At 61.2% G+C, this 13,544-nt stretch carries 15 protein-coding genes and 1 other RNA gene; 9 read left to right on the forward strand and 7 right to left on the reverse strand.

The features are described from left to right. Nucleotides 1–58 precede the first annotated feature (58 nt). The 3 genes from N6L27_RS02465 to N6L27_RS02475 form a co-directional block, all read right to left on the reverse strand. Nucleotides 59–478 (reverse strand): universal stress protein, encoded by a 420-nt coding sequence (locus tag N6L27_RS02465; protein WP_271905497.1) that lies wholly within the window; start codon nt 476–478, stop codon nt 59–61. A gap of 189 nt (nt 479–667) precedes the next feature. Beyond that, nucleotides 668–1,660: an acryloyl-CoA reductase gene (gene acuI / locus N6L27_RS02470; protein ID WP_271905498.1), complete on the reverse strand. Its 993-nt coding sequence runs from the start codon at nt 1,658–1,660 to the stop codon at nt 668–670. A 111-nt stretch (nt 1,661–1,771) separates the two neighbouring features. Beyond that, the gene (locus N6L27_RS02475) at nt 1,772–2,866 is read right to left on the reverse strand and encodes a dimethylsulfoniopropionate demethylase (RefSeq protein WP_271905499.1); all 1,095 of its coding nucleotides are present in this window, start codon (nt 2,864–2,866) and stop codon (nt 1,772–1,774) included. A gap of 201 nt (nt 2,867–3,067) precedes the next feature. Here N6L27_RS02475 and N6L27_RS02480 point away from each other — a divergent pair, with 201 nt between their 5' ends. The 6 genes from N6L27_RS02480 to N6L27_RS02505 all read left to right on the forward strand — a co-directional run bounded on the left by N6L27_RS02480 (nt 3,068) and on the right by N6L27_RS02505 (nt 7,939). Then, complete coding sequence (locus N6L27_RS02480) at nt 3,068–3,796, forward strand: FadR/GntR family transcriptional regulator (RefSeq protein ID WP_271905500.1); 729 nt, start codon at nt 3,068–3,070, stop codon at nt 3,794–3,796. Nucleotides 3,797–4,187: 391 nt separating this feature from the next. Continuing rightward, nucleotides 4,188–4,538, forward strand: a transfer-messenger RNA (tmRNA) gene (ssrA, locus tag N6L27_RS02485). A gap of 168 nt (nt 4,539–4,706) precedes the next feature. Next, on the forward strand, nt 4,707–5,162 hold the full coding sequence (locus N6L27_RS02490; protein WP_271905501.1) for an ester cyclase: 456 nt from the start codon (nt 4,707–4,709) through the stop codon (nt 5,160–5,162). 98 nt (nt 5,163–5,260) lie between these two features. Beyond that, entirely contained in the window at nt 5,261–6,076 is an 816-nt protein-coding gene (locus N6L27_RS02495; protein ID WP_271905502.1) for a sulfurtransferase/chromate resistance protein, read from the forward strand. Beyond that, entirely contained in the window at nt 6,073–7,344 is a 1,272-nt protein-coding gene (chrA, locus tag N6L27_RS02500; protein WP_271905503.1) for a chromate efflux transporter, read from the forward strand. The genes N6L27_RS02495 and chrA overlap by 4 nt, the downstream gene beginning before the upstream one ends. A 118-nt stretch (nt 7,345–7,462) precedes the next feature. Then, entirely contained in the window at nt 7,463–7,939 is a 477-nt protein-coding gene (locus N6L27_RS02505) for an SspB family protein (RefSeq protein WP_271905504.1), read from the forward strand. 70 nt (nt 7,940–8,009) lie between these two features. Here the strand turns inward: N6L27_RS02505 and N6L27_RS02510 are convergent, their stop codons facing one another. Further along, the gene (locus N6L27_RS02510) at nt 8,010–8,582 is read right to left on the reverse strand and encodes a hypothetical protein (protein WP_271905505.1); all 573 of its coding nucleotides are present in this window, start codon (nt 8,580–8,582) and stop codon (nt 8,010–8,012) included. 201 nt (nt 8,583–8,783) lie between these two features. On the opposite strand from N6L27_RS02510, the gene fumC reads away from it, so the two are divergent. The 3 genes from fumC to N6L27_RS02525 are packed head-to-tail and all read left to right on the forward strand — an operon-like array spanning nt 8,784 to nt 10,569. Beyond that, nucleotides 8,784–10,178, forward strand: a complete 1,395-nt coding sequence (gene fumC / locus N6L27_RS02515; RefSeq protein WP_271905506.1) for a class II fumarate hydratase — start codon at nt 8,784–8,786, stop codon at nt 10,176–10,178. Beyond that, a complete protein-coding gene (locus tag N6L27_RS02520; RefSeq protein ID WP_271905507.1) occupies nt 10,178–10,354 on the forward strand; it encodes a DUF4169 family protein in 177 nt (58 codons plus the stop codon). The genes fumC and N6L27_RS02520 overlap by 1 nt, the downstream gene beginning before the upstream one ends. After that, nucleotides 10,351–10,569, forward strand: a complete 219-nt coding sequence (locus tag N6L27_RS02525; protein ID WP_271905508.1) for a ribbon-helix-helix domain-containing protein — start codon at nt 10,351–10,353, stop codon at nt 10,567–10,569. The genes N6L27_RS02520 and N6L27_RS02525 overlap by 4 nt, the downstream gene beginning before the upstream one ends. 59 nt (nt 10,570–10,628) lie before the next feature. On the opposite strand, the gene N6L27_RS23235 is transcribed toward N6L27_RS02525, so the two are convergent. From N6L27_RS23235 to N6L27_RS02540, 3 genes are read right to left on the reverse strand one after another with little or no spacing between them, the layout of a single operon-like run. After that, on the reverse strand, nt 10,629–10,823 hold the full coding sequence (locus N6L27_RS23235) for a hypothetical protein (protein ID WP_334312477.1): 195 nt from the start codon (nt 10,821–10,823) through the stop codon (nt 10,629–10,631). A gap of 45 nt (nt 10,824–10,868) precedes the next feature. Further along, entirely contained in the window at nt 10,869–12,224 is a 1,356-nt protein-coding gene (locus N6L27_RS02535) for a cytochrome P450 (RefSeq protein WP_271905510.1), read from the reverse strand. Further along, complete coding sequence (locus N6L27_RS02540; RefSeq protein ID WP_271905511.1) at nt 12,221–13,471, reverse strand: hypothetical protein; 1,251 nt, start codon at nt 13,469–13,471, stop codon at nt 12,221–12,223. The genes N6L27_RS02535 and N6L27_RS02540 overlap by 4 nt, the downstream gene beginning before the upstream one ends. Between the last annotated feature and the right edge of the window lie 73 nt (nt 13,472–13,544).

The raw sequence follows: 13,544 nt of genomic DNA on the forward strand, positions 1-13,544 counted from the left end.
TCCCTGTAAACTTAAACCGGGCTAGCCCGGGCTTGCACCGCAACCGGCGTCCCGTGCATCAGTCGCCGCGAACAACGGCAACCGAAACCGGTGCCATTTCTGCAACACGTCCGCCGTGTGCGTGGAAGAGATAGTTGCTGACACCCGGAATATGGCTGGCCATGACGATCAGACCGGCGCCAGTATCACTGCAGGCCTTGAGCAGTGCCGCCTCCAGATCCACCGCAGGATCGTGGCTGACAACCGCATGGCCGGAAGCAGAAATGCCCCGTTTGCCGGCCTGTTCGGCGGCAAAGGCATCCAGCTTGGCTGAAAACTCCTGCGGGTTATGCGCAACCGGACCGGGCTGGGGTGAGGTCACCCCCACGAAGATCACATGGGCCTTGTAAAGATGCGCGAGATCCGAAGCCATCTGCAGCGCCTTATCCAGGCGGGCGGCGTGGGCCAGATCAACGGGCACCATGATTTTTGAAAACACGGTCTCCCTCCTTTGCTTCAACATTTTGCGTCTCGGGCAAAGCGGCCAGGAGAACGCCGGGCGCAGAAAAATACGGGGCCGCAATTTGCGGCAGTGCACCCCCAAAGGCAGCGGCGGTGCCGCGCCCCGAACGAAAAACGCGCGAACATCGCCGCGCGTCTTCCGACAGATACCAGCTATTATAAGGATTTAGGCGTTAACGTCCACCACCACCCGGCCTTTGACCTGCCCCTTGAGGATGTCCGCGCCCAATTGAGGCAAATCGCTGAGTGCCGCGGGCTGGATCATCGCCTCGAGCTTGTCCATCGGCAGATCACTGGCGATCCGCTGCCAGGCCCGGACGCGGTTTTCATAGGGCTGCATGACCGAGTCGATGCCCAAGAGGTTCACCCCCCGCAGCAGGAAGGGAATGACGGTGGCCGGCAGCGCCGCCCCGCCTGCCAGGCCGACCGCAGACACCGAGGCGCCGTATTTCATCTGCCCCAGCACCCGCGCCAGCATGGCGCCGCCAACCGCATCAACGCAGCCTGCCCAGGATTCGCTTTCCAGCGGGCGCTTGGTGGTCTCGTTGATCTCCTCACGCGCCACAATTTGCGTTGCACCCAGCGATTTCAGGTAGTCCGCGGTTTCCGGACGTCCGGTCACCCCGGCCACTTCATACCCGAGGTTTGCCAAGATCGCGGTGGCGACGGAACCGACACCACCCGCGGCCCCCGTGACCAGCACCGGGCCATGTCCGGGCTCCAGCCCGTGATCCTCCAGCGCCATCACGGCCAGCATCGCGGTGAACCCCGCCGTACCGACGGCCATCGCCCGGCGGCTGTCCAGTCCCTCGGGCAGCGGCACCAGCCAGTCGGCGCGCACATTGGCTTTCTGGCTGTAGCCGCCCCAATGGGCCTCGCCCACGCGCCAGCCGGTCAGCACAACCTTGTCGCCCGGCTTGTAGCGGTCATCCGACGACGCCTCGACGGTGCCGGCAAAGTCGATTCCAGGCACATGCGGGTACTTGCGCACCAGCCCGCCGCCCGGCCCGATGCACAGCCCGTCCTTGTAGTTCACCGTGGAGTATTCCACTGCCACCGTCACCTCGCCCTCTGGCAGCTGATCCAGGCTGATCTGCTCCACCGCGGCCGAGGTCTTGCCGCTGTCTTCGTCCTTGTTCACCACCAGTGCATTGAACATCTTGCCATCCTTTCCTGTACCGCGAACCAGATCCCGTGTTCATCTGGCCCGAATTATCCCGGGGGAGCCGCGGCCTGCCGCGGCGGGGGCAGCGCCCCCGGCGTTTTTGCATCACCGCCAGAACTTCTCCTGAACTGTTGCCGGCAGCATTCCTGCCGGGGTCTCAACTTCCAACGCAGTGCCCGGCGCCCAATGAGACCGGTCCACCATGCCTATCGCGGCGTTCACCTGAAATTCAGGCGAGAAAATGGCCGAACCGGCCTCTCCAACCCGGCGCCCATCCGCAAAAAGCGGCCAGGCGTCCAGGCAAGGCGGGATCTCTCCGCCGATCACCAGCGGGCGGATCTGGCGTTGCGGACCGTTTGCGGCCTGCTCCGCCAGCGCGGCCTTGCCAATGTAGTCTTCCGGCGAGTTGCAGAACTTGCCCAGCCCGCATTCATACGGCGTGTTTTCGCGGGTCATGTCGTTGCCATAGCTCAGCAGTCCGCTTTCAACGCGCTCGATGGCGTTGGGGCAGCCAGCCCGCACGTTCAGGTCTTCGCCTGCCGCAAACAACGCGTTCCACAGCGGCATGCCCAGGTCGGAACCTTCGACATAAACCTCATACCCGCCCTGCTTGGACCAGCCGGAGCGCGCCACAACCAGGTCCGCGCCCTGGAAGTTCAGCCGCTTGTAGCGGAAGAAGCGGATATCGCGCACCGCTTCGCCAAAAACGCGGGCCATCAGCTCATCCGCCTTGGGCCCCTGCACAGCCAGCGGCGAGACATCGGGCTCTGTGATCTCCACATCGAACCCTTTGGCAATGGCGATCCCCAGCGCAAACTGCAGCAGATCGCCATCTGCCAGCGACAGCCAGTAGTGATCCGCGGCCAGTTTCACCGCCACCGGATCGTTCAGCATGCCGCCCTTGTGGTCGACCGTCGGCACATAATAGCACTGGTCGTCTGCCATCTTGTCCATATCGCGCGGGCTGATCAGCTTCATCAGCCGCAGAGCATCCGGTCCCTTGATGCTGACCTGGCGCTCGCAGGCGACATCCCAGACCTGCACATGCTCTTTCAGGTGGGCGCAGTCGTATTCCAGGCTGTCAAACACCGTTGCCAGCAGCATGTGATTGTAAACCGTATAGCCCTTGACGCCCGCGGCCTCGACACCGGGGGAAAAGGGTGTGCGCCGGATGCGGCGGGAAGGAAAGATGCTTGCCATGCTCAAGTCTCCGTTTGAGCGTTTCAGGAAATTGGCTGCACGCGGCAGAACCATTGCCGCAAAGGCCTGAGCTCAGCGGAGGCGGGCATTGCCCTCCCCCGACTCACGCCTTAGGATCTAAATGTCAGACTTTTAAATGTCAGACAAATGAATTCTTGCCTGCAGCTCTCCTCTGCACAGCTCATTGCCAGGACCAGAAGCATGAAGATTGACCCCAATAGCCCCGCCGATCTGTCGGTTCAGATAGCGCAAGCCATCAAGGATGCCATCATCTCGGGCGAATTGATCGTGGATGAGCGGCTGCCGTCCGAAGCGGAGCTGTCGGATCATTTCCAGGTGTCCCGCCCGACTGTCCGCGAGGCGCTGAAGCGGCTGGCGGCGCAATCGCTGATCCGCACCCAGCGCGGGGCGTCCGGCGGGGCCTTTGTGAACCGGTTGAGCTTTGAGGATGCTTATGCGCAGCAGGTCACCACCTCGACCCTGCTGCTGAGCATGAATGAAGTCAGCTTTGATACCGCATGCGAGGCGCGCTATGCGCTCGAGCGGGCCTGCGCCCCGCTGTCGGCCGCCCGCCGCAGCGCTGACCAGCTGGCGACCATGCGGGCGGAGATCTTCCGTCAAGGCCAGCCGGGGCTTACGGATGTGGCCTTCTGCGCCTCCGATGTGGCCTTTCACCGCGCTCTGGTGGACGGGGCCGGTAATCCGGTGCTGTCCTATCAGCTGGCTGGCGCTGTCGAGGCGATGCAGCCCCTGATGAACATGATTACCTTCACCGCCCGTGACCGCGCGGTGATCACCGGCCTTCATACCCGGATTGCCGATGCCATTGAGGCCGGCAACAGCGGCGCGGCGGTTAGCGGCCTGCAGGATCTTGAGGACGAAACCCGCAAGCTGGCCTCAGATGTCTTTGCCGCCCGGTCTGGCAGGTAAGGTTTTGTTAACCGAGAATCCGGACACTCCCGGCATGGTCAAACCCGGTTCCTCCCTGTCCCCGGATATCTGGATGTGAGATATTTTCGCATGCAAGGCAGTGCAGAACGGCGGCGTGGTCCGCCGCAAGCGCCGTGACATTGAACGCTACGCCGGGATGGAGGCTTTTCTGGCGGAAGTGCGCGCCCGCGGGTTTCAAGCGGTGCAGAACCGCGAGCAGGTCATCATCTTCTGCAATAGCGCTCCAATCCGGAAGCTTGAGTAGCGCCGCCGTTTCCCGGCGCGGGAAACGGCCAAAAATCCTGCGAGGATTTTTGTGCGCATCAGTTGCCGCAAGCGCCGGTTTTCCGCGCCGGAAAACTGGCCGGAATCCTCGCAGGATTCCGGTTCCCCCCTTTGCAACCGCCGGGAAGCCGACTATATGACTTCTGTTCCCTCGTGGAACTATGGACATAAACGCGCTCGTAATAAGCGGATCGGACCCGGGGGCGGTACCCGGCGGCTCCACCAACATCCTTCGTTTGGGGATCATGGGGCCGAAACAGGATCGACGGACGTCTAAAGGGGTTTTGCTTTGTCTCGGCGGGGTGCCACCGTACCGGCCCAAACAGTACAATTGCAAACGACAATCGTGCTCCGGTTGCTCTGGCTGCGTAAGCAGTTCGAGGAATCGAAATCTAAGCCCTTGCGCCTAGCCGCGTAAGGCGGGGTTCGCAGGTACCTGGCAACAGAAACCTGCACTTTCACACCAGTGTCCTGTTGCGCCATACGTCTTCTGCGCAAAACAAGTGCCCAGGTGGAATTCCAACACACCCCAAGCAGTTTCAGACCGCTTTAAGCTTGAAACTCCATCTTCAAAAATGGTTCCTGAGTAAACACGCGTGACCGCTGGAAGGACCAAGAAGTGGCGATGTCAAAGATTGAAACTCTGCTCCTCTGGCTGAACGAAACCTGGGGCAACAGGAACTTCAACTATGCGGATAAACTTCTGACGGAGGACGCCACAGTCCGCGGTGCAATGACCCGGGAACCTGTCTGTGTCGACGAAGTCAAGGAGTTTGCGCAAACGTTCAGCGGTCTCCTTGGACCAATAATGGCATCTGCGGAACTGGCAGTTGAACAAGGTGACTGGCTGGCAGCCCGGGTGATTGTCGAGACCGAAAACCCGCGCGACCGGACACCATTTCGCTTCAGCGATCATTTCATTGTCCGGTTCGAAGGCGGCAAGATCGCCGAAGTAGTCAGCCAGCTAGACTACTTCACCCTGTTTGAAAACCTGGGCCAGCTGCCGCCGGATGCACTTGACGCCTGCATGACCGGGGAAACCCTTGACTGGAAACGGTCCGGGCTTGACACGGACCCGTAGGCTCAGGTCTCATGGCTTTCATGGGGAGAGACGCGAACGCCCCGTGAGGCGACAGCCCAAGGTTCGCATGTTACCCTTGCTCGCGAGGAGACATGCCCATGGCTGCCCCGAATGAAATCACCCCTGCCCAGCTCTCGCGCCTGATCGGCACGTCAAACCCGCCGGCTCTGGTGGACATCTGCACAGATGAAGACTTTGCCGCAGATCCCTATCTGATCCCCGGTTCCTTCCGGCACCCGCATACCGGAATCGAAAGCCTCAAGAAACGTCTAGGCGGGCAGAAATGCGTTGTGATCTGCCAGAAAGGCCTGAAGCTGTCGCAGGGTGTTGCCGCCTGGCTGCGCAATGACGGGATAGAGGCAGAGCATCTGCAAGGCGGCATGTATGGCTGGCGCGATCTGGAGGGCGCTCCACGCATTCCCGCCGGCGCCCTGCCCGCGCCTGTTGGCGGCAGCACTTTGTGGGTGACACGCCATCGCCCCAAGATCGACCGCGTTGCCTGCCCCTGGCTGATCCGGCGTTTTGTGGATCCAGCGGCACGGTTCCTGTTTGTCGCTCCCTCTGAGGTTGCTGGTGTCGCAGAACGCTTTGCGGCCACACCTTTTGACGTCGAGGATGTGTTCTGGTCGCACCGCGGGGATCTTTGCACCTTTGACACCATGCTGGATGAGTTCGGCCTCAGAACCCCGGCACTTGACACTCTGGCCCGGGTTGTGAGAGGCGCCGACACAAACAGGCACGGCCTGGCGCCCGAGGCTGCGGGGCTATTGGCCCTTTCAGTTGGGTTGTCGCGCCAGTTCAAAGACGACCATGAGCAGCTTGAGGCAGGCATGATCCTTTATGACGCATTATACCGCTGGGCCCGGGACGGGCGCGGCGAAGGCCACGACTGGCCCGCGGACCGGACATCATGAGTCAGCCTTCCTGGGCGGAGATGTTCCGTGTCTTCGGGCGCATCGGCGTGCTGAGCTTTGGCGGCCCGGCAGCCCAGATCGCGGTGATGCACAAGGAGCTGGTGGAGGACCGCCCCTGGCTGAGCGAGGACAGCTTCCTGCGCGGGCTCAGTTTCTGCATGCTCTTGCCGGGACCGGAAGCTATGCAGCTGGCGACATATACCGGCTGGCGGATGCGCGGTACCGCAGGCGGGCTGCTGGCCGGGCTGTTGTTTGTGATGCCAGGGGCAGCGGTGATAGCGGCACTGGTCTGGCTCTATGCGCAATACGGCACCCTGCCCGCGGTTCAGTCCGCGTTTATGGGCGTCAAGGCTGCAGTGGTGGTCATCATTCTGCAGGCGCTGCGCCGACTGGCTGGCAAGGCGCTTAAACATCCGGCGGATTGGGCACTGGCAGCCTTCGGTTTTGCAGCGCTGTTCCTGCTGAACCTGCCGTTCCCCCTGGTTGTTCTGGCTGCCGCCAGTACCGGTCTGATGCGCAAGGATGCCAATGCCCCCGAAGCGCTGCACACCCCGCCCGCCAGCAATGGCAGCACCCTGCGGACGATTGCCGTCTGGGGCGCCTTGTGGCTGCTGCCGCTGATTGCCCTGAGCCTGTCAGGAGCCTCGTTCCTGGCGGATATCGGCTGGTTCTTTTCCAAGCTCGCTGTGGTGACCTTTGGCGGGGCCTATGCGGTGCTGGCCTACATCAGCCAAACGGTCGTCAGCCAGTTCGGGTGGATCAGTGCAGGCCAGATGATCGACGCCCTGGGACTGGCGGAAACCACGCCCGGGCCGCTGATCCTTGTCACTCAGTTTGTCGCCATGCTCTCGGGCCTGCTCGAAGGCGGCATCACACTGTTTCTGGCAGCGGGGGCAGTGGCGCTCTGGGCCACTTTCATACCGTGCTTCCTGTGGATCTTTGCCGCCGCCCCTTATGTGGAGCGCATTGCAGCGCATCCGCGCCTCGGGATGGCGCTGAAGGCCGTGACCGCCACTGTTGCTGGCGTCATACTGAACCTGGCAGTGTGGTTCCTGATGCATGTCGCCTTTGCCGCAACCGGTGTATTTGAGGCCGGTGTTCTGCACGTTCCTATCCCGGCCTGGAACAGCGTAAACACGCCAGCCCTGCTGCTGGTTCTGCTAGCGCCGCTGGCAGCCTGGGCGGTGCGCGGCAATATGCTGCTTTTGCTGGCTCTCATGGCGGCTGCCGGCCTGTCCATCGCAGAATTACCGTTTGCAATCAGCTGACTGCGGCGCATCAAAGGACTTCACCTGCAGCAAAAATTTTCCTTCCTCCCGCAAGGCTGCTCTTTTGTTTCCGGCAGAATCTCCTATGCTTAACAGCAAATGAACAAAGGGTGACTGCATGTCCCGTGAAATTGACTATGGCAACCTGATGCACTCTGCCATGCGCGGCCTGATCCGGACCGTACTGCAGGACGTTTCGGATAATGGTTTGCCTGGCAACCATCACTTTTTCATAACCTTCGACACTGCCCATCCGGACGTGGAACTGGCGGATTGGCTGTCCGACCGCTACCCGGGTGAAATGACCGTGGTCATGCAGCACTGGTTTGACAATCTGACGGTTGATGAAGACGGCTTCGGGGTCACGCTGAACTTCGGCGACTCGCCTGAACCTCTTTATATCCCCTATGATGCAATCCGCACCTTTGTGGACCCTTCGGTGGAGTTCGGCCTGCGGTTTGAAAGCGCCGATGAGGACGCTGACGGCTACTCCGCAGAACCGGACGCGGAGGACGAAGCTGCCAGTGCTGATGACCAGCCGGAGGCCAAGAAAAAGGATGCGGATGTGGTCTCGCTCGACAGTTTCCGCAAATAGGCTGCCAGTGCCGGCCACAAGATCAGGCAGCCCGGCGGGCTGCCTTTTTCATTAGTGCGAGCGCAGACCGTTAGTGCCGGACGAGGAAAGTTTTCAGCTGCCGCTGCGGCTCTCCGTTCAGACGGGACGTATAGACCAGATCCAGCCCGCCGTCCGCCAGAGTCCGGTCGTACTGCTGCATCTCGTAGTCGCCGTTCGGATGTATGAACAGCGAAAACACGGTCAGAGTGTCGCCGGTGATCCGACCCCAAACAAAGGGTTCGCCTTCCATTGGATCAAGCGGCACTTCATGACCGAAGACATTCCGCTTCATTGCTGCAGAATAGACACCGTTGCGCCGCGACGTCTGGAATTCAATCTCGTAAGTTTTGGATTTCCTGCTGCCGTCGTCCCGTTCGGTCGTGGAGGTCCATTTAATGGTGAACCCTTTCTTCATTTCGCGGATCACCACGCTCATGTCGCGCGGATCGGTATCGCCGTCGGCCTTGACGATTTCGACACTGCCGGAGTACTCGCCTGCGAACTGCGCAATTCCGGCTGCAATCCCCTGCCCGGCTGCAGCCGCGAGAATTCCGCCCGCCACAATCAAAGCGGCAAGAGATTTCAATGACAATTCAAGACACAAGCGGATTGGCACATTCATTTCCTTTCCGGATGCAGCAGAGCCCGTTTCACGCACCTTAAGCATAGCATGTTCTCAGGCAATGGCACGCGCGCGGTTGTGCCAATTCAACACTATACCTTGCGGCCCTTTTGGCTATGCTGCGCGCAACTGGCCAATTGCGCTGCAAACCGGCGCAGGCTAAACGGCATACAATCGCATACTCAACGGAGAGACAGACGGATGTCCGCAACCCGCACCGAAACCGACAGTTTTGGCCCGCTTGAAGTCCCGGCAGAGAAATACTGGGGGGCACAGACTCAGCGCTCGATCATGAACTTTCCGATCGGCTGGGAAAAGCAGCCTGTGGCAATCGTGCGCGCGCTTGGCGTCATCAAGCAGGCTTGCGCCATGGCCAACAAGGCCTCAGGCAAACTGGACGCGACCATCGCAGATGCGGTGATCCAGGCGGCTGGTGAGGTGATTGAAGGCAAGTTCGACGACAACTTCCCGCTGGTGGTCTGGCAGACCGGATCCGGCACCCAGTCCAACATGAATTCCAACGAGGTGATCGCCAACCGCGCCATTGAAATCCTGGGCGGCGTGATCGGCTCCAAAGACCCGGTGCACCCGAACGATCACTGCAATATGGGCCAGTCCTCCAACGACACCTTCCCGACCGCCATGCATATCGCCACAGCGATGTCCGTGCGCGACGTGTTGGTGCCGGGCCTCACGAAACTGGCCGAAGGGCTGGAGGCCAAGGCGGAAGAGTTCAAGGACATCATCAAGATCGGCCGCACCCACACCCAGGACGCAACCCCGCTGACCCTGGGCCAGGAATTCGGCGGCTACGCGCATCAGATCCGCCAGGGCCTGGCACGGGTCGAGGCGGCAATGCCCGGCATTTACGAGCTGGCACAGGGCGGCACTGCCGTCGGCACCGGCCTGAACACCCAGAAAGGCTGGGGCGAGACTGTGGCCGCCAATATGGCCGAAATCACCGGCCTGCCCTTTGTCACCGCGCCGAACAAATTCGAGGCGCTGGCAGCGCATGACGCCATGGTGTTCCTGTCCGGCGCGCTCGCGACCATTGCGGGCAGCTGCTACAAGATTGCCAATGATATCCGCTTCCTGGGCTCCGGCCCGCGCTCCGGCCTGGGCGAGCTGATCCTGCCGGAGAACGAGCCCGGCTCCTCAATCATGCCGGGCAAGGTGAACCCGACCCAGGCGGAGGCACTGACCCAGGTGGCAGCGCATGTGATGGGCAACGACGCGGCGATCAAATTTGCAGGCTCCCAGGGCCATTTCGAGCTGAACGTCTACAACCCGATGATGTCCTACAACCTGCTGCAGTCGATCCAGCTGCTGGGCGATGCCGCCGACAGCTTTACCGAGCGGATGCTGATGGGCATCGAGGCCAACAAACCGCGCATCCAGAAGCTGATGCAGGAATCGCTGATGCTGGTCACCGCACTGGCGCCGACAATTGGTTATGACAACGCCACCAAGGTCGCCAAAACCGCTCACAAGAACGGCACCACCCTGAAGGAAGAGGCGATTGCGCTTGGCTTCGTGGATGAGGCGACCTTTGACGCCGTGGTGCGCCCCGAGCAGATGATCGGGCCCAAGGACTGATGGGCAAGCCGGTCAATCTGAACCGGTACAGAAAGGAAAAAGCGCGGGCCGAAAAAAAGGCCCGCGCTGACGAGAACGCTGTGACCTTCGGGCGGACCAAGGCAGAGAAAGAACTGGACAAGGCGCGTAACGCGCAAGACGCCCGCCGCCTGGACGAACATAAGCGCGACAAATGAACGGCCGCCCCAGAAAGCACTCCCTGACCCTGCGCGGACACCGGACGTCGGTGTCGCTGGAAGATGATTTCTGGGATGCCTTCCGAGAGATTGCAGTGCAGGAAGGCCGGGCTATCAATGATTTGGCTGCAGAAATTGATGAAACCCGTGGGGAGGATTGCGGGCTGGCATCTGCGATCCGGCTGTTTGTGCTGCGGCGGTTAAGAGCGCTTTAACCACAAATTGCCATTGTTAGTTTATGCCGGTTCCTGCCCCTCTTTCCGCTGACGCGTGGTCACAGCAACTGTTCCGCTCTCAAGCGGCTGCGAAAGGCGGTGTGATCCGGCGGCAGAAGCGCGATATTGAACGGCTGCTCGGCTGGGACCGGTTTCGGCGGGAACTGCAGCATCGGGGTTTTCATGCCGTGGAAAACGCCGGTCAGGTTGTCATCTTCTGCAATCAGGACGCCGTGCGCATCATCCAGTGACACAAATTTCTTCAAAGAAATTTGCCAAGAAAATTCGAATTTTCTTGGCTATCTAGGCGACAGCTGCAGCCAGATCCCCTTCTTTGATCGGACAGTCAGATGCGCTACAGGCACCGGCACCTTCCCCGCAGCCGGTTCGATCCGGAACCGCCGCAAGATCATCGAAAGGATCAGCGGCCCCTCCACCATTGCGAATCCGGCACCTGTGCACACGCGGGCACCGGCTGAGAACGGGATATAGGCGTCCCGCTGGCATTGTTTCCCATTCTCCGTCTGCCAGCGCGCCGGATCAAACCCGTCCGGGTTTTCCCACAGCCGCTCATGCCGGTGCAGGTGCCAGGGGCTCAGCACCATCTGCGCGCCCTTCGGAACGTCCCGGTTACGGAAGCGTTCCGGGCAGGCGGCCTCGCGCACCATCATCGGCACCGGCGGATACAGACGCAGCGTTTCGCGGAACACATCGCGGCTGATCTTAAGCTTTGACACTACGGCAAAGCTTTCATCCTCCAGTGCAGCCGCTTCCGCAGCCACTTTCTCCTGCCAATCCGGGTATAGTGCCATCAGGTAAAGCGCCCAGGCCAAAGCAGAGGCGCTGGTTTCATGGCCAGCGAGAAAAAAGATCGCCACCTGATCCACCATCTCAGCCGCATCAAATGTGCTGCCGGTTTCAGGGTCACGGGTGGTCATGATCTTGGTCGCCAAGTCATCCGGCGCGTTGCCCGCTTCGATCGCAGCCATGCGTTCGGCCGTCAGCTGCGCGATCAGCGCCCGGATCTCTGCCGCGTTCTGCCGGGTGCCGCGGCGGAAGAACCGTGGCATCCAGCGCGGCAACGGTACAAAGGCGGCCAGGTTCAACAAGGGCTGGCTGCGCTGGTAGTCACGGAAGCGGTTAAAGACCTGCCCCGCCACCTCATGTTCGATCGGAATTGAGAACAGCGTCCGGAAAATCACGTCTGCTGCTGCGTGTGAAGTTTCCTCCTCGATCTCCACCTGCCCTTGCCGCCCTTCCAGGCGCGCCACGGCGGCCTCAGCCGCCGCCCGCATTGCCGGAAAGGTATCCTTCAGCCTGCCGCCTTCAAAGGCCGGGTCAATGATCCGCCGCTGCCGTTTCCACGCCTCGCCATTTGTCAGGAACACTGAGTTGCCAAGCAAGGGCTTCAACCCCTCGGCAATGCGGTCTGACTTTGGAAAATCATCCGGGCGCTCTTTCAACAGCAGCTTCACCAGATCCGGCTGGTTCACAAGGAAAGAGCGAAAGAACGGCGTTCGGAACTCCGCCATCCAAGCGCTGTACAGTTTCGCAGGCTGGGCTGACAGGATGTCCTGACGGAACAGCCGCACATACCGCCACAGCGACACCCGTTCAGGCCGAGCAGGCGGTTTGGGCGGGATCACGTGTTTCATTCTGCAGCCACCGAGGTGAACTTCGACACGGGCACGTCGATCCGGGACTTTGAAGGCTTGCGGTTCCTGTAGCGCTCCGCCAGCGTCAGCGGTCCGGCTGTGATACGGAAATAGTCGTAGTCACCTGGCCGGTCGAAGGCACAGAGATATTGGAAATGCAGCCGGAAGAACCGCCAGCGCAGCTGCTTCCAGCGATCCGGGCTGAGCGTTTGAGTAAAGGCCGCAGAGAACACCAGCGGCCAGCGCTTGCCTGCAGGGGCGACACCGCTGACCGACACCGGGTCGCAGAGGGCAAAGGCACAGCCGTCCCCCGGCGCAGTAACATCCACCCAGGCAAGTTCCTCACGCTGGCACAGGTATTGCAGATCCCCCCGCAACCGCCGCGCCCGCGGCAGGAAAGAGACCATTGGCACCACTTGCCCCAACGTCAGGAATCCCAGGGCCGGCCGTTCCGGCGGCAGCCCATCGCGGATCAGGTCTGCCAGCACTGACACCCCCAGATGCGCGCCGGAGGAATGGCCGACAACCAGCACTTCATCCACGTTTTGATCCTGCAAAGCCTCTGCGATCAGAGCGCGAAACTGGCCCATCCGGACTTCCATCTCCGGTGCGATGGCACCCCGAGTGGCAGCAGTATGCGCGTAGTCGTGCATCAGGTAATAGGCAAAGAACTTGCCATCGCGCTTTTTGAACCAGCGCAGCAGCGCATAGCCCCCGCCAAGCCCAAGGCTCCAGCCCATGAAGGTAGTCAGCGGGCCGCCAAGGCTCAGCAGCCCGGCAAGAATGCCACACGCGCGAGCCAAGCCCGATGCCAGCAAAAGCGCCAGCAGCGCCTGCAGCAAAAGCATTCCAACCGGGTAAAACGCCGCGATAACCGGCCCCTTGCGCAACCGCGTCAGCCGCCGCAGCGCGCCAGTGGAGATATAGATCCAGGCGGTCCGCACAAGCAGCCAATAGGTGCCCGCAATCGTGGCATCCATGCTGCCGCGCACGATGTCGGACCAGACCAGCACCTCTATGTCCGACTCGGACCGCTGCCCGTCCATCTCTGCGGCAGCATGCCAGCCATAGGGGCCTTTCGTCTGCTTGGGAGAGAGAGTCAGGCTGTAACCGGAAACCTCCGCTTGGGCCGCGCTTTCCTTCCTGTAAAGCTCCCGGTACCGGCGCGGATGAATCGGATCGTAGCCGGGGATGTAGAACACCCGCCGCCTGCGCACCTGCTGAGGATTGGAACCGGTTTGATCCACGCTGACCTGCTCTGCCTTTCCGGGTTCAGACTAGCAGTGCAATCCGGCAAGAGTAAGGCCGGGAAACCGTGAG

Source organism: Leisingera sp. SS27 (assembly GCF_028368855.1).
In the GTDB taxonomy this organism is placed as follows: domain Bacteria; phylum Pseudomonadota; class Alphaproteobacteria; order Rhodobacterales; family Rhodobacteraceae; genus Leisingera.